A 20,493-nucleotide genomic window follows, 5' to 3' on the forward strand; every position below is an offset into this window, starting at 1 on the left:
AAATGACGCAAAAAATTGACAGAGATGTGCTTATTTTTTGAACGATATATTTTTACAAAATAAGACAAATCAATGACATGCATAATGCTGATTTTTATGATGAATTGCCATAAACCATAGCCATGTTAAGGTTTTGGGGAATGATAAACGCAGCCAGATATTTACCCTGTCGCGTTATGCGGGTATCTTACGCCGCTGCTTAAAGGAGAATGCTATGTCCGCCCAGAAACCGGGGTTGCATCCGCGCAACCGTCATCACAGCCGCTACGATCTCGCCACGCTTTGTCAGGTCAATCCTGAACTCAGGCAATTCCTCACGCTTACACCCGCCGGGGAGCAAAGCGTAGACTTTGCCAATCCGCTGGCGGTGAAGGCGCTCAATAAGGCGTTGCTGGCCCATTTTTACGCCGTAGCGAACTGGGATATCCCCGACGGTTTTCTCTGCCCACCAGTACCGGGCCGGGCGGATTATATTCATCACCTTGCCGATTTACTGGCAGAAGCAAGCGGAACAATTCCAGCGAATGCCAGCATTCTGGATATCGGCGTTGGTGCGAACTGTATTTATCCGCTGATTGGCGTACATGAATATGGCTGGCGTTTTACCGGTAGTGAAACCAGCAGCCAGGCGTTAAGCAGTGCGCAGGCGATTATCAGTTCTAATCCGGGGCTTAACCGCGCCATTCGTCTGCGTCGGCAAAAAGAGAGTGGGGCGATTTTTAACGGCATCATCCATAAAAACGAGCAATACGACGCGACCTTGTGTAACCCGCCATTCCACGATTCCGCCGCTGCGGCACGGGCAGGTAGTGAGCGTAAACGCCGTAACCTGGGGCTGAACAAAGACGATGCACTGAACTTTGGCGGCCAGCAACAGGAGTTGTGGTGTGAAGGCGGTGAAGTCACCTTTATCAAAAAGATGATTGAAGAGAGCAAAGGCTTCGCGAAGCAGGTGATGTGGTTTACATCACTGGTATCTCGTGGTGAAAACTTACCGCCGTTGTATCGTGCCCTGACGGACGTGGGCGCGGTGAAGGTGGTTAAAAAAGAGATGGCCCAGGGGCAAAAGCAGAGTCGCTTTATTGCCTGGACCTTTATGAACGACGAGCAGCGCCGCCGTTTTGTCAATCGCCAGCGTTAAAGCGTTGGTTCCCCCGGCGGTAACGGTTCAGCCGGGGTCGCGCCCGGAGCAGGCAGCACCTGATAAGTCTGCACTGGCGCGCGAACGCCCGCCAGGTCGAAATGTTTTTTCACCTGGCTGTCGAGGGCAAAGCGTACCGTCCACTGTTTGAGTGGCAGCGTGGTGAACGAAACACGCAGTGTAAACGCGGTATTGCTTAAGCCGACAATCCCGGCAAAATTCGGTTCACCAATAATCAGCCCGCGAATTTCTTCGTTTTCCATTAATTCCGCTACCGCATCTTTCAGTGCCTGATTGGCTTTATCAGCATCTTCATGGCGATCAACATCATAATTTGCCACCACCGAACCAATGCCGCGGACAAAGTTAGCAAAGGTGGTTATCGAAGACCACGGAATGATGTGATACGCCCCGGTATCCTGGCGTACGCCCACGGAGCGAATCGACATCCGTTCCACTGTGCCGGTCAACGGCCCGATAGTCACCAAATCTCCAGTGTTCATGCCGTTTTCAAACTGAATAAATACCCCGGTGATAATATCTTTCACCAGCGTTTGCGAACCAAACGAGATAGCCAGACCTAATGCCCCGGCACCTGCCAGCAATGGCGCGATATTGACGCCGATTTCCGACAACACAATCATGATGGTGATGGTACTGATAATCACCGCCAGCGCGTTACGAAACAGCGTAAGCAGGGTACGCGTGCGGGCGCTGGGTAGCGGGCGGCCATGAATATCCGAAGCCAGCCGGTTTTCGATCAAACTGGCGAGCACCGTCCAGCCAACCGCCGAGAAGAAAAGAATGAGTGCGATACGGATCAGGATATCTACGGTTTTCTGCCCCGCGCCGTTTTGCAGCCAGTTCCAGAAATCGAACAATCCCCATGCGCTCAACAGCAACATTACCGCCACGCAGACTGTCAGAATACGCGCCGTTTTCAGCGCCGCCGACAGCCAGCCATTCAACCGTTTTTGCAGCTCCGGATAGTTACGCTGAGTATGTGGCGAGAGAGTGATGGTTTTCGCCAGCCAGCGGGAAAACATACCGGAAACAAACGCTGCGATACCAATAATCGCCAGGCTGCGCACCGTTGCACCCATCATAAATTTCAGGCTGTTGCCCGGATCGAACAAAGAAAAGAAAAACAGCACGATAAAATAGGCGCTTGCCAGCCAGTGCCACACCAGCGCAAAGGCGCGGATAAACAGGCTGAAAAAGGCCAGCGAATGCTCCGCGAAGTTGAGCAAATGCTGGGTAATCTCTTTTTTATTACGAAAGATCAGGTACAACGCCCAGACGGTCATGCACAGCATAATGATGACGTTCGCCAGCGCACCTATCTGTACATTCACCTGATTAGAGATAATCGGCACGGCCACAATCAGGCCATAACCTATCAAACTGCTTAACCAGCTCAGGCGACGACTCCAGTAACGGGCGCTCTCGTCCTGAATCGTGAACGGGCGCAGCTCCGCCACGTTTGGGCAAAAAATCAGGCGTAGTACGGCTTTGAAAAATTCAATGAGGGCAAAGGCGTTGAGAAACAAACTTTGTTGGAAAGCGATGGTGCGACTGCCTGCATTCAGGTTGTCGCTTAATACCTGGCCGACAAATAATGTCAGGGCCAGTAACAGCAGGTCGATAATAAACGCCCCGATAATCATCGCCGGAAGCTGCAACCAGTTGCTGCGCTCACGATTTTTTTGCCGCGCCCACTGACCCATTTTGCGATAAAGCGGCAGTGCGCACAGGCGAATCAGCCAGTAAAAACCAAACACTAATACCGCTAACATTGAAAAATGGGTCAGCGCATTGCTGAAGGTTTGTGGATTAAACGGCTTATGCGGGGAGCCGGTGATATTGCGATAAAGTTGCCCGAAGCGGGCGGAAAGGGCTTCACCATAATGGCGGCTGACTTCGGTGACCTTTTGCAGCACGGTTTGCTCTTCGACCAGCGTCGGCGGCACTATTTTTGGTACCGGTTCAGCAGGGGGCGTAGCGGCAACGGTGCGCAACTGGTCGATCAACTCTTTACGCGAGGTGTCATTATCCAGCACATCCGCCAGTGCGCCATAGGCCGCTTTTTTTTGTTCGATATCCGGTTCCGGGGCCGGTTCAGTCGTTGAGTCCGTTGTCGTTGTGGTTGTAACGCCGGGTATGGATACCGCGTGGGCAGGTGCGCCCAGCAGGCAGAAGAGGATGAACAGGATCCACCGCATGACTCCTCCAGTGAGAAAATAGAGCAAAAAGATAAGTATAGATGCTGGAGGAGGGGCGATTTTAAATGAGAGGAATCTGGTGTGCCTCCCTTTCGGGTGAAAGGGAGGAAGGGATATTAAGCAGGTTGCTGACAACGTGCGGGCTTTTTTGCCGGATGCGGCGTGAACGCCTTATCCGTCCTACAAGTTCATGCAATTTTAATAAGTTGCCAGATATCCTGTAGGCCTGATAAGCGTAGCGCATCAGGCAATGTGTCTTATTAAGAGACGTGCTGCAAAAATTCCTGCAAGCGCTGGCTCGGCGGGTTCTTGATCAACACCTGCGGATTGCCATCTTCCGCAATCCGGCCTTTGTCGATAAAGATCAGCCGCGAAGCTACTTTCTCGGCAAAACCGATTTCGTGGGTCACGATCACCATCGTCATCCCTTCTTCAGCCAGATCCTGCATAACCTTCAGCACTTCATGGCGCAGTTCCGGGTCAAGAGCGGAAGTCGGTTCATCAAACAGCATCATTTTCGGCTTCACCGCCAGCGCGCGGGCAATCGCCACACGCTGCTGTTGACCACCAGAAAGTTCGGAAGGGTAGTGATGTGCACGTTCTGCCAGACCGACTTTCGCCAGCAGCTCACGTGCCAGTTTTTCCGCCTCTTCTTTGTTCGCGCCACGCACGCGTAGCGGGCCAAACATGACGTTTTCCAGCGCCGTCAGATGCGGGAAGAGGTAAAACTGCTGGAACACCATACCTGCTTCCTGGCGAATCAGGCGCTCGTCAACTTTCGGATCGTTAACCTTCAGGCCATCGACAATCAGATCGCCGGAGGTGATTTCTTCCAGTTTGTTGATGCAGCGCAGCAGGGTCGATTTACCGGAACCGGACGGCCCGATAATCACCACGACTTCGCCCTGGGCAATGTTCAAATCGATATTGTGCAGCACCTGGGTTGGGCCAAAGTGCTTGGAGACGTTTTTAAATTCAATCACAGGATTTTCATCCTTCTTTCCAGACGACGCAGAATAAAGCTCAGCACCAGGGTAATAATCAGATAGAACACCGCCACGGCGCTCCAGATCTCAAGGGCGCGGAAGTTACCGGCAATAATTTCTTGCCCCTGACGGGTCAGTTCCGCCACGCCGATCACAATAAACAGCGAGGTGTCTTTAATGCTGATGATCCACTGGTTACCCAGCGGCGGCAGCATACGACGCAGTGCCAGCGGTAAAATGACGTAGCGAATGGTTTCCCAACGTGAAAGACCGAGCGCCAGTCCTGCTTCACGAAAACCTTTGTGGATAGACAGCACCGCACCACGCGTGATTTCCGCAATATACGCGCCGGAGTTGATCATGATGGTGACCACCGCCGCAGTAAATGGGTCGATGCGTAAGTCGTTAAACGCCATCGGCAGGGCGAAATAAATAAACATCACCTGGACGACGATAGGTGTGCCGCGGATCACTTCAATAAAGACCAGCGCGACGTGGTTGGCTATCCAACCTCCGAAGGTGCGTGCAAAACCTGCCAGCAATCCGATTACCAGACCGCCTGCCAGACCGAGGACCGAAATCCACAGGGTCATTTTGGCACCTTCAATCAGAAGCGGAATGGCAGGCCAGATGGCACTCCAGTCAAACTGCATATGTTGTTCCTGTTACCGTGGTGTAAATAATCAAATTCAGGGTAATTAATGGCCCCGGAGCGGGTTTGCGCCCCTCACCCTAATCCTCTCCCCATAGGGGAGAGGGAACTGCCAGTGCGTTTTACAGGTGTAGCGTTATTATTTCGGTTCAGTACCGAACCATTTTTTGTAGATTTCGTTGTAAGTTCCGTTCTCGCGCAGGGTTTTCAACGCGCCGTTGACTTTGTCACGCAGCTCGTCGCTACCTTTCGGGAACGCAATACCGTATTGCTGCGCTTCCAGAGAGTCACCTACCGCTTTGAACTGACCGTTACCGGCGGTTTTGATGAAGTACAGAATGTTTGGCGTATCGTGCAGAACGGCGTCTGCGCGGTTGGTGCCCAGTTCCATATAGGCGTTATCGATGTTCGGGAACTGACGCAGATCTTTAGTTTTGATGTTTGCTTTCGCGTAATCAACGGAGCCAGTACCGCTCTTCACAGCAACCACTTTCCCGTCGAGATCTTTCACGCTTTTCACATCGTTATTGTTAGCTTTCACCATCACTAACAGGCCGCTTTTGTAGTAGCCGTCAGAGAAATCGATCGCTTTTTTACGCTCGTCGGTGATGGTAATGCCCGCCAGCGCCAGATCGACGTTTTTGGTTTGCAGTGCCGGAATGATCCCACTGAAATCCATCGGCTTCAGTTCGTAATCCAGCTTCAGCTCTTTAGCGATGGCAGCCCACAGATCAACGTCAAAGCCCACATATTTATCGCCCTGTTTAAATTCAAACGGAACGAAGGCGGTATCCGTCGCGACAACTAATTTTTTATCCGCGGCATGAGAAGAAACCGCAAAAGCCAGGGTCAGTGCAGCCAGTGAAACTTTTAATACAGACTTCATAGCATTTCCTTTTTTCTATCCACGGGACGATCCCCTGCGTGACATTCACATATATGAAAAAATCGTGCCAGTTTTGCAACTCCTTGATTTTTCGAGATGCGGCAAAAACGTGATGCACGATTTATAGGGCAATACCCTGAAGATGCACCATTCTGGGGCACCAATCTGGTGCGCTAAAATTGTGCACTCAACACAGTGATTATTTAGCGTAAAACCTGATGAAAAAACAATCTTTATGTAACGATTGTGTGATGATGTGGATACAAAAAATTTACTTAATCAGCTGGAGATAGCAGATGGATGCACTAAATAAGTGCGTTGAGGTGGGCTGCAAAACAAAACGGCCTCCTGTCAGGAAGCCGCTTTTATCGGGTACTAAAGTTCTGCACCATCAGCGATGGATTTATTCGATGTTAGACTCGATAAACCACAGGAATTTATCCAGGTCGCGAGACGCGGCGGTCAGGATATCTGCGGTGTCGTCATCTTTCGCTTCGCCAATCGCTTTGCGTACGTCATTAGCGACGATTGCGTAACGGTCAGCCAGTTCTTTCAGGTGATCCTGAACGTTGTGGATGTCCAGCGGGTAACTTTTCAGCGGGGTTTTGCTGTTGATAACTTGAGTGGTCCCCAGAGCTACACCGCCCAGCTGCACTGCACGTTCTGCCATGGTATCCAGATGATCGATCAGTGCGGTGCGGAAGCCATCCAGCATTTCATGTACGGCAATGAAGTTAGCGCCGCGCATGTTCCAGTGCGCTTGTTTGGTAATCAAAGAAAGATCAATAAACTGGATAACCTGGCGATTCAGCAACTCTACTGTTGCTTTTTTCTCGCTGTCGGAGACATCGTTGCGGGTATAAAGCAGATTGGTCGCTTTTGATTTAACTAATTTAGCGGTACTCATAATTTCATATCCTCTTGATGTTATGTCCCAGTAATTAACGAGACTAAGTATAGCACCGGCTATGTGTTCCGCTATTCTGGCTGTTCCTATCACACTAATAGTGGTAACAAGCGTGAAAAACAAAACTAATAAAGATTCAATGAGTTAGATATATTGATAAGAACAATTCTTATTTATCTGCTCGCCAGGAATTTTCGGAATAAATATGCTTTTGCATAATTCGATATATAAAGACGGTGTAGAGGAAAAGTAGCGAGAAATTCTGCATGGTTATGCATAACCATGCAGAAATGTAAATTTAATTAATGTCTAATTCTTTTATTTTGCTCTCTTTGCGTACTGTCAGCGTAGACCCCATTGAAGCGGCGATGATAGCGCCGAGCGCCAGTAGCTGTATGGGTGTCAGTGTTTCTCCGAGGAAAATCATCCCGGAAACGGCAGCCAGCGCCGGTTCCATGCTCATCAGCGTACCAAATGTCCGTGTTGGCAAACGGGTGAGGGCAATCATTTCCAGCGAATAAGGCAGAGCGGTCGAGAGAATAGCGACAGCCAGACCCAATGGAATAACCGACCAGTGCCAGAGTGCTTCACCAGCCTGAAGCGCTCCAATTGGCACGAAAATTAACGCTGCAATCAACGAACCAATTGCCACCGTCGCAGGGCCATGTTCCGCTCCTGCGCGTTGCCCACTTAAAATGTAAATAGCCCAACAAGCCCCGGCCCCCAGTGCCAGCGCACAGCCGGTTAAATCGACATGGGAAACGTCTTGCCCCAGCGGTAGCAGGAACCACAGACCAAGAACCGCCAGCACAACCCAGACGAAATCTACCGGGCGACGAGAAGAGAACAGCGCCACCGCCAGTGGTCCGGTGAACTCCAGCGCTACCGCAATACCCAGCGGTACTGTCTGAATAGAAAGATAAAAAAGATAATTCATCCCACCCAGCGAAACGCCGTAAAACAACAGCGGTAATCGTTGCTCTTTGGCAAAGCGCAGTCGCCATGGCTTAAAGAACGCGATGAGGATCAGCGTTCCTAATGCCAGACGCAGCGCAGTGACACCCGGTGCGCCCACCAGAGGAAAAAGTGACTTAGCTAACGAGGCTCCACCCTGAATAGACGCCATGGCAACGAGCAATATGACTATTGGTAACCAGACCGGCATTTTACGTAATGAACCCGGCATCCTTTCTCCCACAAATATCTAGACTTAAGTAAAGCGTGGAGTGTACTGGATATACCCAATGCTGGTTGAGCATTTGTTGAAAAAATTTTCCCCCGTTTTGACTAAAATGCGCCAGGATTGATGGAATCATTAGTCTGGTGATTAGGAATAATCTGGATGAATGACAGGGAAAACATGCGTAATACTTACGCAGTTCTCTGAAAAAGTGATTTAAATTTAGATGGATAGCGGTGTATGGAAACGTTCTGTTACATGAAATGGCCCGTTAGACATCACAAATCGCGAAGAGTTTCCCATTAATTTTTGATATATTTAAAACTTAGGACTTATTTGAATCACATTTGAGGTGGTTATGAAAAAAATTGCATGTCTTTCAGCACTGGCCGCAGTTCTGGCTTTCACCGCAGGTACTTCCGTAGCTGCGACTTCTACTGTAACTGGCGGTTACGCACAGAGCGACGCTCAGGGCCAAATGAACAAAATGGGCGGTTTCAACCTGAAATACCGCTATGAAGAAGACAACAGCCCGCTGGGTGTGATCGGTTCTTTCACTTACACCGAGAAAAGCCGTACTGCAAGCTCTGGTGACTACAACAAAAACCAGTACTACGGCATCACTGCTGGTCCGGCTTACCGCATTAACGACTGGGCAAGCATCTACGGTGTAGTGGGTGTGGGTTATGGTAAATTCCAGACCACTGAATACCCGACCTACAAACACGACACCAGCGACTACGGTTTCTCCTACGGTGCGGGTCTGCAGTTCAACCCGATGGAAAACGTTGCTCTGGACTTCTCTTACGAGCAGAGCCGTATTCGTAGCGTTGACGTAGGCACCTGGATTGCCGGTGTTGGTTACCGCTTCTAATCACTTTGGTGATATAAAAAATCCGCCTCTCGGGGCGGATTTTTGTTTTTAAGGTTTCGGGTCGAAAATATCGGTTCCGAGATGGTTGTAATCCACCTTCTGTAACTGGAAGTTGGTGATGTATATCGGCCCGGCTTTCTTCTCAGATATAAACGGGTATTTGATGTTAATTTCCTTCGCTTTAATCCCCGTCCACTGGGAGAAAAAGCCTAAGAAGTCATTGGCTGAGCGGCGGGCTTTAATCACACGATGCGCTTTATCGTCGCTGGAAATGACCATAAAAGGCACCTGGAAATTTTGCTGATATTTATCATCATGGGCAAGGTATTGCACGTCTTTACCGCGCTCTTTAAAGGCCAGACCGTGGTCAGAAAAGTAAACCAGCGAGAAGCTGCTGCCGCTGTTGCGTAACTGATCGTACAGCTTGCGCAGTAAATCGTCCGTTTGCGTCATGGTATAGAGATAGCACGACGTTTCTTTCGATTGCACAAAGGTTTCGTATTTTCCTTGTGTCCTGTCGCAGGCCTGCGGATGTGAGCCCATCAGATGTAGAACAATCAGCTGCGGTTGCGAGTGCTCTTGCGCCAGCACTTGAGCGGTCATATCCAGTAACGCTTCGTCTTTGGTGTTTTTATCTGCTTCAAAATTACCTTCTTTCAGGAAGTACACTTCATCTGCTCGTTTGGCGATGCTGGCGATAGCGGTATCGTATTCGCCGATTTGACCCTGGTTGGAAAACCACCAGGTCTGGAAGCCCGCGCGATTTGCCAGGGTGACAAAGTTATCCTGAAACTGTGGTTTGCCATCGACAACGCGATTGAGCGTTAAGCCAAGCGATTTCTGCGTGGAGCCACTGGCGGCAATGTAGTCAGCAAATATCAAACCGTTAACGCTGCTGGCAAACGGGGTATTGTCCCAGTGACCGCCAAAGGCACCGAGGGCATCGCGACGCGCGCTTTCACCGATCACCACCACATAGGTCTGATACTTCGGCTTAACGGCAGTGACCGTCCAGGTATCTTTCATTCCGGAAAGTTTTGCCATCCGTTCTTGCTCTTCAATCACCTCGTTATTATTGACGATGACATCCTTAGCAAAACGAAATACCGGATAGCCAGTATCTTTCAGTTTAAATACGCCACCCCAGGCCAGGTTTTGCACGGGAGCAACAAAAAATGTCGCCACACTGAATACCAGACACAGGCTGTCGAAGGTATTCCAGCGCGCTTTTTCATTCTCTTTTTTTCGCCTGATTGCTATTACGCCGAGCGCAAAAATAAATAAGCCGACCAGGTAGCTGTACCACGGAAAAATCGTCAGGATTTCGGTCGACTCTTCCATATTGGTGGAGTGCAATGCCAGCAATGTATTGAAATTAGGCGCGCCGTAGGCCTGAGCAAAAGGGAAATAACAAGCCGCCACCAGCGAACTGACACCGACCAGAACTTTTTGTACGCGAGGCAATGTTCGCCATAGCAAAAGCAAAATAGCCGTAAACGCAGCGGTGTAGAGCAAACTGAAGGGGTAACCTAAGCCGAGGTTAATTAATAGCGACTGTAAAAAGTAGAACGCAGTCCACGGGCTAAATACCCGGCTACGGGTAACAAGCGATTCTTTGAGGGTTAAATTCATATGCCACTATCGTAACAAACGCCATGTGCTTACCCTGGCGTCAAGGGTCAATACCTGCAAGAGTGCGTGAAGAGTGGAAAGGGGTCCGCATCCGCGAGCCGCAATATACGCAGGGCTGCAAGAAGATAGAGCGAGCCGCCGTTCAGGTCAACTACTGACGAACAAATCTTTTGCGAAGGGGATTGCAAATCCGACAAAAAGTGGGGTTTTTCAGACCAAAACGCGTTATGCCTGCATGAAAGCAGGAGTGAAGCGGCGTACCGCGACGCCGCTATTTATCGGAAGGTTTATCTTGCTGCGGTTTGTTGTTGACCATATCGCACAACATAGAGAGCAGCATTAACCGTACTTTAAAGGGAGAATGACTAAACACGCGCATACACCTCTTGAACTCATTCATAAGACCTCCTGACTTGCTAATCCCGTCGATCCTTGAGGGATGATTGCATTACATACAGATATAGCACAGGCTATATTATATAGCTATTGCTAAAACGTTAATTTTTTGTACCTTCGCAACTCTGGTTTACAATGTGCGCACGAAATGAGAACGCTATGTATGCGTCACCATAATGAGGAAGCACAATGAGTCGTCGCGCAGGTACGCCAACAGCAAAAAAAGTGACGCAGTTAGTGAACGTGGAAGAGCACGTTGAAGGGTTCCGCCAGGTCAGAGAGGCGCATCGGCGCGAGCTTATTGATGATTACGTTGAGCTGATTTCTGACTTGATCAGGGAAGTGGGGGAAGCTCGTCAGGTGGACATGGCTGCTCGTCTGGGAGTTTCGCAACCGACGGTGGCTAAAATGCTTAAGCGGCTGGCAACCATGGGGCTGATTGAAATGATCCCCTGGCGTGGCGTGTTTTTAACGGCAGAAGGAGAGAAGCTGGCGCAGGAAAGCCGCGAGCGACATCAGATAGTCGAAAATTTCTTGTTGGTGTTGGGCGTCAGTCCGGAAATCGCCCGTCGCGACGCGGAAGGCATGGAGCACCATGTTAGTGAAGAGACGCTCGACGCTTTTCGTTTGTTTACCCAGAAACACGGTGCCAAATGAGCCTGCCTTTTTTACGCACGCTGCAAGGCGATCGTTTTTTTCAGTTATTAATTCTTGTTGGTATCGGATTAAGCTTTTTCGTGCCCTTTGCACCGAAATCCTGGCCTGCTGCTATCGACTGGCACACCATCATCACCTTAAGCGGCCTGATGCTGCTGACCAAAGGTGTGGAGTTAAGCGGTTATTTTGATGTGCTGGGGCGCAAAATGGTGCGCCGCTTTGCTACGGAGCGTCGGCTGGCGATGTTTATGGTGCTGGCGGCGGCGCTGCTTTCTACCTTTCTGACCAACGATGTCGCGCTGTTTATTGTTGTTCCGCTGACTATCACGCTAAAAAGACTGTGTGAGATCCCGGTTAATCGGCTGATTATTTTTGAGGCGCTGGCAGTCAACGCTGGTTCGCTACTGACGCCAATTGGCAACCCGCAAAATATTCTTATCTGGGGACGTTCTGGTCTTTCGTTTGCCGGATTTATTGCCCAAATGGCACCGCTGGCTGGCGCAATGATGCTGACGCTCCTGCTCCTGTGCTGGTGTTGTTTCCCTGGAAAGGCGCTGCAATACCATACGGGGGTGCAAACACCGGAGTGGAAACCGCGGCTGGTGTGGAGTTGTCTGGGGCTGTATATCGTCTTTCTGACGGCGCTGGAGTTCAAACAAGAGCTGTGGGGACTGGTGATTGTGGCGGCAGGCTTTGCGCTGCTGGCACGTCGCGTGGTGCTCAGTGTGGACTGGACGCTGCTGCTGGTGTTTATGGCGATGTTTATCGACGTCCATTTACTGACCCAGCTTCCAGCGTTGCAAGGCGTGTTGGGTAACGTGAGTCATCTATCTGAACCCGGGTTATGGTTAACGGCAATCGGTTTATCGCAGGTGATCAGTAACGTGCCGAGTACCATATTGTTGCTGAACTATGTGCCGCCGTCTTTATTACTGGTATGGGCGGTAAACGTAGGTGGCTTTGGGTTATTACCCGGATCGCTGGCAAATTTGATTGCGCTACGTATGGCGAACGATCGCCGCATCTGGTGGCGTTTCCATCTCTATTCAATACCGATGCTGTTGTGGGCGGCGTTGGTGGGATATGTTTTGTTAGTTATACTCCCGGCCAACTAGGGTCTGGCAAATAAAAAAGGCGGATTATGAGTCCGCCTTTTGCTTTAAGTTTTGAAGATTAATTCAGACGAACCGGCATCCCGGAGCGGTTTTTAATCGCTTCATCAAGAACAACCTGGTCAACATCTGGCTGACCGGTCACTGTTTGCACGCTCTTCGTCAGGGTAATTGGCACAATTTCCTGACCTTCAAACTGGGCTTCGGTGGTAGACAGCGGGTTATGGACTTCAATATAACGGCTGCCGTCTGGCTCGGTGGTCGCTTTTACCGGCTCATCAATAAACTGTACGCGGGTACCGACCGGTACTTTCTCGAACAGGAATTTGATGTCTTCGTTACGCAGACGCACACAACCATGACTTACACGCAGGCCGATACCGAAGTTGGCGTTGGTGCCATGGATAGCGTACAGACGACCGATGTAGAGTGCATACAGCCCCATCGGGTTATCCGGACCTGCCGGAACGACAGCCGGAAGCGGTTCGCCCGCAGCGCGGTACTCTGCGTGCATTTTGGCGGTCGGCGTCCAGGTCGGGCCTGCTTTCTTACGCTCAACTTTGGTGGTCCAGTTGATAGGCGTATCTTTGCCTAACTGACCAATGCCGATCGGCAGCACGATAACGGTGTTGGTCCCTTTCGGATAGTAATACAGACGCATCTCTGCACTGTTAATGACGATGCCTTCATGAACGGTATCCGGCAGGATCAGCTGCTGCGGAATGTTCAGTACAGTACCGCCTTTCGGCAGGAAGGTATCCACACCCGGGTTCGCTTCCATCATATTGGAAAGCCCCATCTGGTACTCCGCGGCAAAATACTCCAGCGGCTGAGTGTTACCTTCAGGAATGGTGATCACCTGATTCTGACCAACCAGGCGACTCCCGTCGGTTGGCAGAGGATAAGTTACCGCAGAGGCGGTACTGCAAAAGCCGACAACAGCGAAGGCCGCTGCGAATAATGTTTTCAATTTCATATTCATGTTAAGCGAGATTTTGTGCCTGGCAGGCCATTGGGTTGAGAATATTAGAGTATTGGAAGCGCATTATAAGTTCATTCCAGCTCACAGTGAAATCAGATGTGTACGAAATCACATTTTTTGCCTTTGGCTTGAGTGTAGACCTTAAGCGAGGAGCAGGATCTTCTTTCAGACTTATGGCATAATGCGCGGTTTGTCATATCTCTTTTCAGGATACGCCTGTGTTAGTTTCCAGTAACGTCACCATGCAGTTCGGCAGTAAGCCGTTGTTTGAAAACATTTCCGTCAAATTTGGCGGCGGCAACCGTTACGGCCTGATTGGCGCGAACGGTAGTGGTAAATCCACCTTTATGAAGATCCTCGGCGGCGACCTTGAGCCGACGCTGGGTAACGTTTCCCTCGATCCCAACGAGCGCATTGGTAAACTGCGTCAGGATCAGTTTGCCTTTGAAGAGTTCACTGTGCTGGATACGGTGATCATGGGGCATAAAGAGTTGTGGGAAGTGAAGCAGGAGCGCGACCGCATCTATGCTTTGCCGGAAATGAGTGAAGAAGACGGCTATAAAGTGGCCGATCTGGAAGTTAAATACGGCGAAATGGACGGTTACTCTGCGGAAGCTCGCGCCGGTGAACTGTTGCTTGGCGTGGGAATTCCAGTGGAACAGCACTACGGCCCGATGAGTGAAGTTGCTCCTGGCTGGAAGCTGCGTGTGCTTCTGGCGCAGGCGCTGTTTGCTGATCCGGATATTCTCCTGCTCGACGAACCGACCAACAACCTCGACATCGACACCATTCGCTGGCTGGAACAGGTGCTGAACGAGCGTGACAGCACCATGATCATCATCTCGCACGACCGTCACTTCCTTAACATGGTCTGTACCCACATGGCGGATCTGGATTACGGCGAGCTGCGCGTTTATCCGGGTAACTACGATGAGTACATGACGGCGGCGACCCAGGCGCGTGAACGTCTGCTGGCCGATAACGCCAAGAAGAAAGCGCAGATTGCTGAGTTGCAATCTTTCGTTAGCCGCTTTAGCGCCAACGCCTCGAAATCTCGCCAGGCAACTTCGCGCGCGCGCCAGATTGATAAAATCAAACTGGAAGAGGTGAAAGCCTCCAGCCGTCAGAACCCGTTCATCCGTTTTGAACAGGATAAGAAACTGTTCCGTAACGCGCTGGAAGTGGAAGGTCTGACCAAAGGGTTTGATAACGGTCCGCTGTTTAAAAATCTCAACCTGCTGCTGGAAGTGGGTGAAAAACTGGCGGTACTGGGTACCAACGGCGTCGGTAAATCAACGCTGCTGAAAACGCTGGTGGGCGATCTGCAACCGGACAGCGGCACCGTAAAATGGTCTGAGAACGCGCGCATTGGTTACTATGCTCAGGACCACGAATATGAGTTTGAAAATGATCTGACCGTGTTCGAATGGATGAGCCAGTGGAAGCAGGAAGGCGATGACGAGCAGGCGGTACGCAGCATTCTCGGTCGTTTGCTGTTCAGCCAGGACGACATCAAAAAGCCAGCTAAAGTGCTTTCCGGTGGGGAAAAAGGGCGGATGCTGTTTGGTAAGTTAATGATGCAGAAGCCGAACATTCTGATCATGGACGAACCGACCAACCACCTGGATATGGAATCCATTGAGTCGCTGAACATGGCACTGGAACTGTATCAGGGCACGCTGATCTTTGTTTCTCACGACCGTGAGTTTGTAAGCTCCCTGGCGACCCGTATTCTGGAAATCACCCCGGAACGCGTGATCGACTTTAGCGGTAATTATGAAGATTACCTGCGTAGTAAAGGGATCGAGTAAGTTATTATCAGTAGCCCTGATATGGTCAGGGCTACTGAAACTGATGACAAATGTAAAATTGCCTGATGCGCTACGCTTATCAGGCCTACGCAGTGCCTGTAATATATTGAATCTGCAGGACTTTGTAGGCCAGATAAGACGTTAACGCCGCATCAGGCATTAAGAAAGCGCACTTGTCAGCAATCTGAGTAACGTCGAATCGATTTTCTTAATCCCACATCAATTCACTTCCATTAACTCTCAAACGTCCATGCCCAACGCTCGCTTACCGTGAATGTTGAGGTCGGCAAGCGTAAAGCGTCCTTCCCAGTTTGTTTCATAGTCCTCGCGCGGGAAGTCGCCCGGCGATGCGCCTTTTTCCAGTGCGGCCTTCACCTTGTGCGCGTAGGCAAGATTTTTCTCGCACATCGGTGCCGCAGGAATGTACATCACGTTGCCCCAGCCCTGTTGATTTTCAACGGGGGCAACGGAATGGATGACGTCGCAGTGCCACCAGACGGAGTCTCCGGCCTCGAGTTTTGGAATGCTGGTTAACGCCTCAATTAACAGTGGATGCCATTGCTCTGATACCGGCAACACTCTTCCGGGCGCTACGCCGCACAGTTCATCCTCCGGCACATCATCAAGCAGCGGACGTAACAGTACGTACGCCATGGCTTCAGGAATGGGCACGACGTGCAGCAGTCCCTGACCAGGTAGCATATCAGAGAGCGCTGTCCAGCCCTGGAATGTCCGAAACACGGAACATTTGGTGGTGTTGTCCACCGTGTACTCTTCAACTTCCGTACGATGTGCCGCATGCCAGGGATCGTATTTCGCCAGATTGCCATTAAAGACGTTGGCGAAAACGTGCTGATACGCTGGAAGCAGCCAGCGTTCCAGTGCCCCGGAGTCGGTATGCGCTCCAAGACCTTTGGAGGTCGTTCCGGGCGGACGGCGGCGGATACGGTCAGGGTAGATGACGCTCACATCCGGGTTAAACCATTGTTTTCCATCACTTTCAAATGTCCACAGACGATTGAGAAACGACTGCGCATTCGCCATTTCTTCACTCTGGCGGGCCTGCATTTGCGCCTGCGACCAGTAGATGGGGTAAATCTCGGGACGTGAAGCGCTGAGCGTCCCGAAGAAATTATCGCCGGGGCCTTTGTAGACCTCGTCAAAGCGGTTGCGGTCCAGATAGTCCAGCATCGACTGATCCCAGCCTAGCGCTTGTTCGCGGGGGAAATGGCCTTTTATCACCGCACAACCGCGACGTTTAATCTGTTCGCGCTGCTCTGCAGTAACATGACCTGCTTTGATATCGGCATATGACAGCACCGGCCAGACGGCATCGCCCTGTGCTTTGAGTGCGTTGATTTCAGCCACTCGCGTGGCAATGTCATCGCTTAGCTGATTAAAGATCTGCTGGACGTCGCCAAGCTGCGCCCGCAGCGCGTGCTTCATCTGACGGATAGCTGCTTTGTGATCGGCAGGCAATGTGTCGCTGGTAAAAGTAGAAGCCATAACCACCTCGCATTAACTTTCATTCGAAACTATAATGATTTGCATGTGACAATATAAGTTATAAATAAGTTAATGCAAGTTTAGTGATTTGATGTGATGTACAGGATGTAAAAAGAAGGGAAAACCGGAGCGCATGGCTCCGGTAGAGAGGTCAGCTGTTAAAAGGGGATGTGTTATCCAGCACAGCCTGAATCACATTCAGCGCGCCTTCATGATTATTATCATCGGTAGCGTAACGGGCGATTTGTTTAATGTTTTCCGCAGCATTGCCCATCGCAAAGGAATAACGCGCCATTTTCAGCATCTCCGAATCGTTACCGCTGTCGCCAATCGCTACCACATTTTGCGGTGACAGATCCCAGCGTTTCAGTAACCGCGAAATACCGTTTGCTTTATGTAGACCGGGAATAATCAGGTCGATAAAGCCAAAACCACTGGTGACGGGTTTCATAATGCCATCGAGCGCTACGTGCAGTTTGTCGATCACTAACGGGATTTGTTCATCCGGCAGGTTGAGCGAAAACTTGAACAGTACGTCGTCAATCTCCTGATAATCTTTTACAGGTTTCAGGCGATGGTAGTGTTTTGCCATCAGTGCGACGAATGCTTCGGGGGCGTTTTCGCTGACATATGCACTTTGCAGACCGCAGGCGACAAAATTGAGTTGCTTATCTTTTAGCAACTCGCCAATAACAATCCGCGATTCATGTCGGGTCAGTTCGCCGTGGAACAGTTGCTTGCCATGTTCGTAAACCAGTGCGCCGTTTTCCGCGACAAAAGAGATCTCATCCTTTAGCTCAGGAAAGAATGAAATAAGCTGGTAATACTGATTACCGCTGGCGACAACGAACTCAATGCCGCGCTTTTTCAGTTCCTGATATTGCGCCATAAAACGTGGTTGGTTGTACGTTTTGACGTCGTTAAGAAAAGTACCGTCCATATCTGTGACGATAACTTTTACGCTCATAGGTGTGCTCCCGGCTCGAAAATGAAACCGTAACAGTGTAATAACAATGTGACGTAGAGCACAAATTATATTTCGAATGAAAGTAAGGATGAAATTGATGATGTGAATGATTTAGCCCGGCGACGACGCCGCCGGGCCGAGGAGATTACAGCATATGTTCAGTACGGGCGATGATATCGTCCTGAGCGTCTGGAGAGAGCGCGGTGAAGAAGGCGGAATAGCCCGCGACACGCACTACCAGATCGCGATACTGATCGGGATGTTTTTTCGCCTCCAGCAGCGTTTCGCGGGAAACGATGTTGTACTGAATATGCCAGCCTTTATGCACCTCGAAGAAGGTACGGAGCAGGATCATCAGTTTCTGCTTGTCAGATTCGTTCTCCAGCGTCGCCGGATTCAGTTTCTGGTTGAGCAACACGCCGCCGAGAATCGCTGCTGTAGGCAGTTTACCCACCGATCCAATGACTGCCGTTGGGCCGAGATGGTCAGTACCGGAAGCCGGGCTTGCGCCTTCTGCCAGCGGGGTATGCGCTTTACGTCCGTCCGGCGTTGCCATCGTCTGCGCGCCAAACGGTACGTTAGCGGAGATAGACGACGTACCCGCGTAATAGTTGCCGCCAACCGGACCACGACCGTAGCGCGGATTATGGTACTGTTTCAGTTCGTCGATATAGGTCTGATAAGCGCGAGCCAGCAGCGTATCGACAGTATCATCGTCGTTACCGTACTTCGGCGCACCGTTAATCAGCCGCTGACGCAGTTGCTCATGAGTCAGGCCGTCGAAGTCATCCGCCAGTGCGGCAGCCAGCTGTTGCTGACCAATCGCGCCCTGTTCAAACACCAGTTTCTTCACTGCCGCCAGGCTGTTGCCGAGGTTGGCAATGCCGACCTGCAGGCCAGAAACCCAGTCATATTTCGCGCCGCCTTGCTTGATACTTTTTGCTCGCTCAATACAGTCATCCACCAGCGCCGAGCAGAGAATATCGTGCACGTTCTCTTCCAGCATGGTGTCGACGACATATTCGATTTCGATTGATTTGCGGGTGTAGTAACGGATTTGCGTATCCCACGCGTCCATTACTTCATCGAAGTTGTTGAAGTTACCTGCCGACAACGCTTTTTCTTGTGCCAGGAACACTTTGCCGCTGGTGGCATCACGACCGCCTTCCAGCGCAGCCAGCATCACGCGGGCGAAGTTGATAAAGCTCATGCCGGTACAGCGATAGCCCCATTTGCCACCGACGGCGGTTTCGATACAACCAATCGCTGCGTAGTCGTAAGCGTCCTGCGGTTCAATACCGAGTTTAATAAATTCCGGGATCACGATTTCGTCGTTGTTGAAGGCCGGCATCCCGAAGCCGCACCGGATCACCTGTACGCAGGCGTCGAGGAAATCGTTACTCATTCCCGCATGGTAGCGCACGCTGAGGTTAGGCTGCGTCGAACGCAGGCGACCGCAGGATTCGAGGATCGCGTAGGAGAGCGGATTCACCGCATCCATCGGCTGACCATCAATCAAATTTTGCCCGCCAATGGTGACGTTCTGATACAGCGGGCTACCCGCAGAGGCTTTTGAGTGTGAGCCGGAGCGGATCTTGTTCACTTCCAGCAATTTCAACCAGCAGCTATGCAGCAATTCGATGGCGTGTTCGCGTTCCAGCATTTGGTTCAGTTCAACATCACGGCGATAATACGGGTAGAGATACTGGTCCATACGACCAAACGACACCGAGTGACCGTTAGATTCAATCTGCAAAATCAACTGGATGAAGTAGCACAGTTGCAGCGCCTGCCAGAACGTCTGCGGCGGCTGGTGGGCGATAAGATCGCAGTTTTCTGCTATCGCCAGCAGTTCATCGCGACGGCTTTCGCGGGTTTCGGTCGCGGCCATTTCACGCGCCAGGGCAGCGAAACGTTCAATGTGTTCACTGACTGCCACCAGCACGATATCAATCGCTTTCAGGAACTGCTCGCCGTGCAAATCTTCCAGCACCGTCAGGTTGATGCGCGAGCGACGTTCCGCCACTTTCTCGCGCAGACCATCAAGCCCTTTTTCCAGCAGCAGCGGGAAATTGACCGCCAGGTGCGCATCGCCGGAAGTCATATTGCCCTCCGCTTTAATGATTCCGGTCGCCAGCAGACCTTTTTGCTCATCGGTAAACATGCCGTAGCAACGATCCTGTACCGTCTGACCGCGCCACCAAGGGCACACTTCATGCAGAACACGTTTGTTCTCTTCGCTCACCGCAAAACCAGCACCCGGACGATCTGCCAGATCATCAATCTCTTTTTCGATCCAGGAGACGGTATATTCCGGGAAGATCGGCGCGGCGCGAACTTCGCTTGCCTGGTTGCCAATGATCAACTCATCGTGCTTGATCCAGATAGTGCGATTCGCCAGGTGATGCGCCAGTGCCAGCGCGCGACGTACCGGGATCGGCTTATCGAGATGTTGTTGATACATCTCGGTATAGTGTTGCGCGCGCTCGGTACAGACTGGCGGTTTCACAATATGCACCAGCGCATTTTTGTGCGCTTTAATGCGGTCGCTGAGCGTGTCCAGTTTCAGTGTGGTCATGGTT

18 protein-coding genes are annotated in these 20,493 nt (G+C 51.0%); 6 read left to right on the forward strand and 12 right to left on the reverse strand.

What is annotated here, in order from left to right; all coding sequences use genetic code 11:
* Positions 1–214: 214 nt before the first annotated feature.
* Positions 215–1,141 carry a 23S rRNA (adenine(1618)-N(6))-methyltransferase RlmF gene (gene rlmF, locus RTW80_RS02315; protein ID WP_001295299.1) on the forward strand — a complete coding sequence of 309 codons (927 nt, stop codon included), beginning with the start codon at positions 215–217 and terminating at the stop codon, positions 1,139–1,141.
* On the opposite strand, the gene ybiO is transcribed toward rlmF, so the two are convergent.
* The 6 genes from ybiO to rhtA form a co-directional block, all read right to left on the reverse strand.
* Positions 1,138–3,363: a mechanosensitive channel protein gene (ybiO, locus tag RTW80_RS02320; RefSeq protein WP_001267253.1), complete on the reverse strand. Its 2,226-nt coding sequence runs from the start codon at positions 3,361–3,363 to the stop codon at positions 1,138–1,140. The genes rlmF and ybiO overlap by 4 nt on opposite strands.
* A gap of 260 nt (positions 3,364–3,623) precedes the next feature.
* A complete protein-coding gene (glnQ, locus tag RTW80_RS02325; RefSeq protein WP_000569083.1) occupies positions 3,624–4,346 on the reverse strand; it encodes a glutamine ABC transporter ATP-binding protein GlnQ in 723 nt (240 codons plus the stop codon).
* On the reverse strand, positions 4,343–5,002 hold the full coding sequence (glnP, locus tag RTW80_RS02330; protein ID WP_001159065.1) for a glutamine ABC transporter permease GlnP: 660 nt from the start codon (positions 5,000–5,002) through the stop codon (positions 4,343–4,345). Before glnP ends, glnQ begins: the two co-directional genes overlap by 4 nt.
* A 138-nt stretch (positions 5,003–5,140) precedes the next feature.
* Positions 5,141–5,887 carry a glutamine ABC transporter substrate-binding protein GlnH gene (gene glnH, locus RTW80_RS02335; protein ID WP_000843866.1) on the reverse strand — a complete coding sequence of 249 codons (747 nt, stop codon included), beginning with the start codon at positions 5,885–5,887 and terminating at the stop codon, positions 5,141–5,143.
* Positions 5,888–6,290: 403 nt separating this feature from the next.
* Positions 6,291–6,794, reverse strand: coding sequence for a DNA starvation/stationary phase protection protein Dps (dps, locus tag RTW80_RS02340; RefSeq protein WP_000100800.1), 504 nt, complete (start codon positions 6,792–6,794; stop codon positions 6,291–6,293).
* Positions 6,795–7,092: 298 nt separating this feature from the next.
* Complete coding sequence (gene rhtA, locus RTW80_RS02345; RefSeq protein ID WP_001295297.1) at positions 7,093–7,980, reverse strand: threonine/homoserine exporter RhtA; 888 nt, start codon at positions 7,978–7,980, stop codon at positions 7,093–7,095.
* Positions 7,981–8,214: 234 nt separating this feature from the next.
* Here rhtA and RTW80_RS02350 point away from each other — a divergent pair, with 234 nt between their 5' ends.
* Positions 8,215–8,280, forward strand: coding sequence for a protein YliM (locus RTW80_RS02350; RefSeq protein ID WP_120795379.1), 66 nt, complete (start codon positions 8,215–8,217; stop codon positions 8,278–8,280).
* Positions 8,281–8,332: 52 nt separating this feature from the next.
* Entirely contained in the window at positions 8,333–8,848 is a 516-nt protein-coding gene (gene ompX, locus RTW80_RS02355) for an outer membrane protein OmpX (protein ID WP_001295296.1), read from the forward strand.
* A 48-nt stretch (positions 8,849–8,896) separates the two neighbouring features.
* Here ompX and opgE read toward each other — a convergent pair whose 3' ends face one another.
* Entirely contained in the window at positions 8,897–10,480 is a 1,584-nt protein-coding gene (opgE, locus tag RTW80_RS02360; protein WP_001054678.1) for a phosphoethanolamine transferase, read from the reverse strand.
* A gap of 271 nt (positions 10,481–10,751) precedes the next feature.
* Positions 10,752–10,880, reverse strand: coding sequence for a manganase accumulation protein MntS (mntS, locus tag RTW80_RS02365; protein ID WP_001001761.1), 129 nt, complete (start codon positions 10,878–10,880; stop codon positions 10,752–10,754).
* A gap of 185 nt (positions 10,881–11,065) precedes the next feature.
* Between mntS and mntR the strand changes: the two genes are divergently transcribed.
* Together mntR and RTW80_RS02375 are read left to right on the forward strand one after the other, a co-directional pair.
* Positions 11,066–11,533 carry a manganese-binding transcriptional regulator MntR gene (gene mntR, locus RTW80_RS02370; protein ID WP_000091016.1) on the forward strand — a complete coding sequence of 156 codons (468 nt, stop codon included), beginning with the start codon at positions 11,066–11,068 and terminating at the stop codon, positions 11,531–11,533.
* Entirely contained in the window at positions 11,530–12,648 is a 1,119-nt protein-coding gene (locus RTW80_RS02375; RefSeq protein WP_000056442.1) for an anion transporter, read from the forward strand. The genes mntR and RTW80_RS02375 overlap by 4 nt, the downstream gene beginning before the upstream one ends.
* 58 nt (positions 12,649–12,706) lie before the next feature.
* Here the strand turns inward: RTW80_RS02375 and ldtB are convergent, their stop codons facing one another.
* Entirely contained in the window at positions 12,707–13,627 is a 921-nt protein-coding gene (gene ldtB, locus RTW80_RS02380) for a L,D-transpeptidase (RefSeq protein ID WP_001056384.1), read from the reverse strand.
* Between the two features lie 218 nt (positions 13,628–13,845).
* Here ldtB and RTW80_RS02385 point away from each other — a divergent pair, with 218 nt between their 5' ends.
* On the forward strand, positions 13,846–15,438 hold the full coding sequence (locus tag RTW80_RS02385; protein ID WP_000961458.1) for an ABC-F family ATPase: 1,593 nt from the start codon (positions 13,846–13,848) through the stop codon (positions 15,436–15,438).
* Positions 15,439–15,678: 240 nt separating this feature from the next.
* Here the strand turns inward: RTW80_RS02385 and RTW80_RS02390 are convergent, their stop codons facing one another.
* The 3 genes from RTW80_RS02390 to RTW80_RS02400 all read right to left on the reverse strand — a co-directional run bounded on the left by RTW80_RS02390 (position 15,679) and on the right by RTW80_RS02400 (position 20,489).
* Positions 15,679–16,944 carry a DUF1479 domain-containing protein gene (locus RTW80_RS02390; protein WP_000168787.1) on the reverse strand — a complete coding sequence of 422 codons (1,266 nt, stop codon included), beginning with the start codon at positions 16,942–16,944 and terminating at the stop codon, positions 15,679–15,681.
* Positions 16,945–17,095: 151 nt separating this feature from the next.
* A complete protein-coding gene (gene ybiV / locus RTW80_RS02395) occupies positions 17,096–17,911 on the reverse strand; it encodes a sugar-phosphatase YbiV (protein ID WP_032247299.1) in 816 nt (271 codons plus the stop codon).
* A 145-nt stretch (positions 17,912–18,056) separates the two neighbouring features.
* The gene (locus RTW80_RS02400; RefSeq protein ID WP_000209326.1) at positions 18,057–20,489 is read right to left on the reverse strand and encodes a glycyl radical protein; all 2,433 of its coding nucleotides are present in this window, start codon (positions 20,487–20,489) and stop codon (positions 18,057–18,059) included.
* Positions 20,490–20,493: the final 4 nt, after the last annotated feature.

The sequence above is a fragment of the Escherichia sp. AM3 genome (genome assembly GCF_032029835.1).
Taxonomy (GTDB): domain Bacteria; phylum Pseudomonadota; class Gammaproteobacteria; order Enterobacterales; family Enterobacteriaceae; genus Escherichia; species Escherichia coli.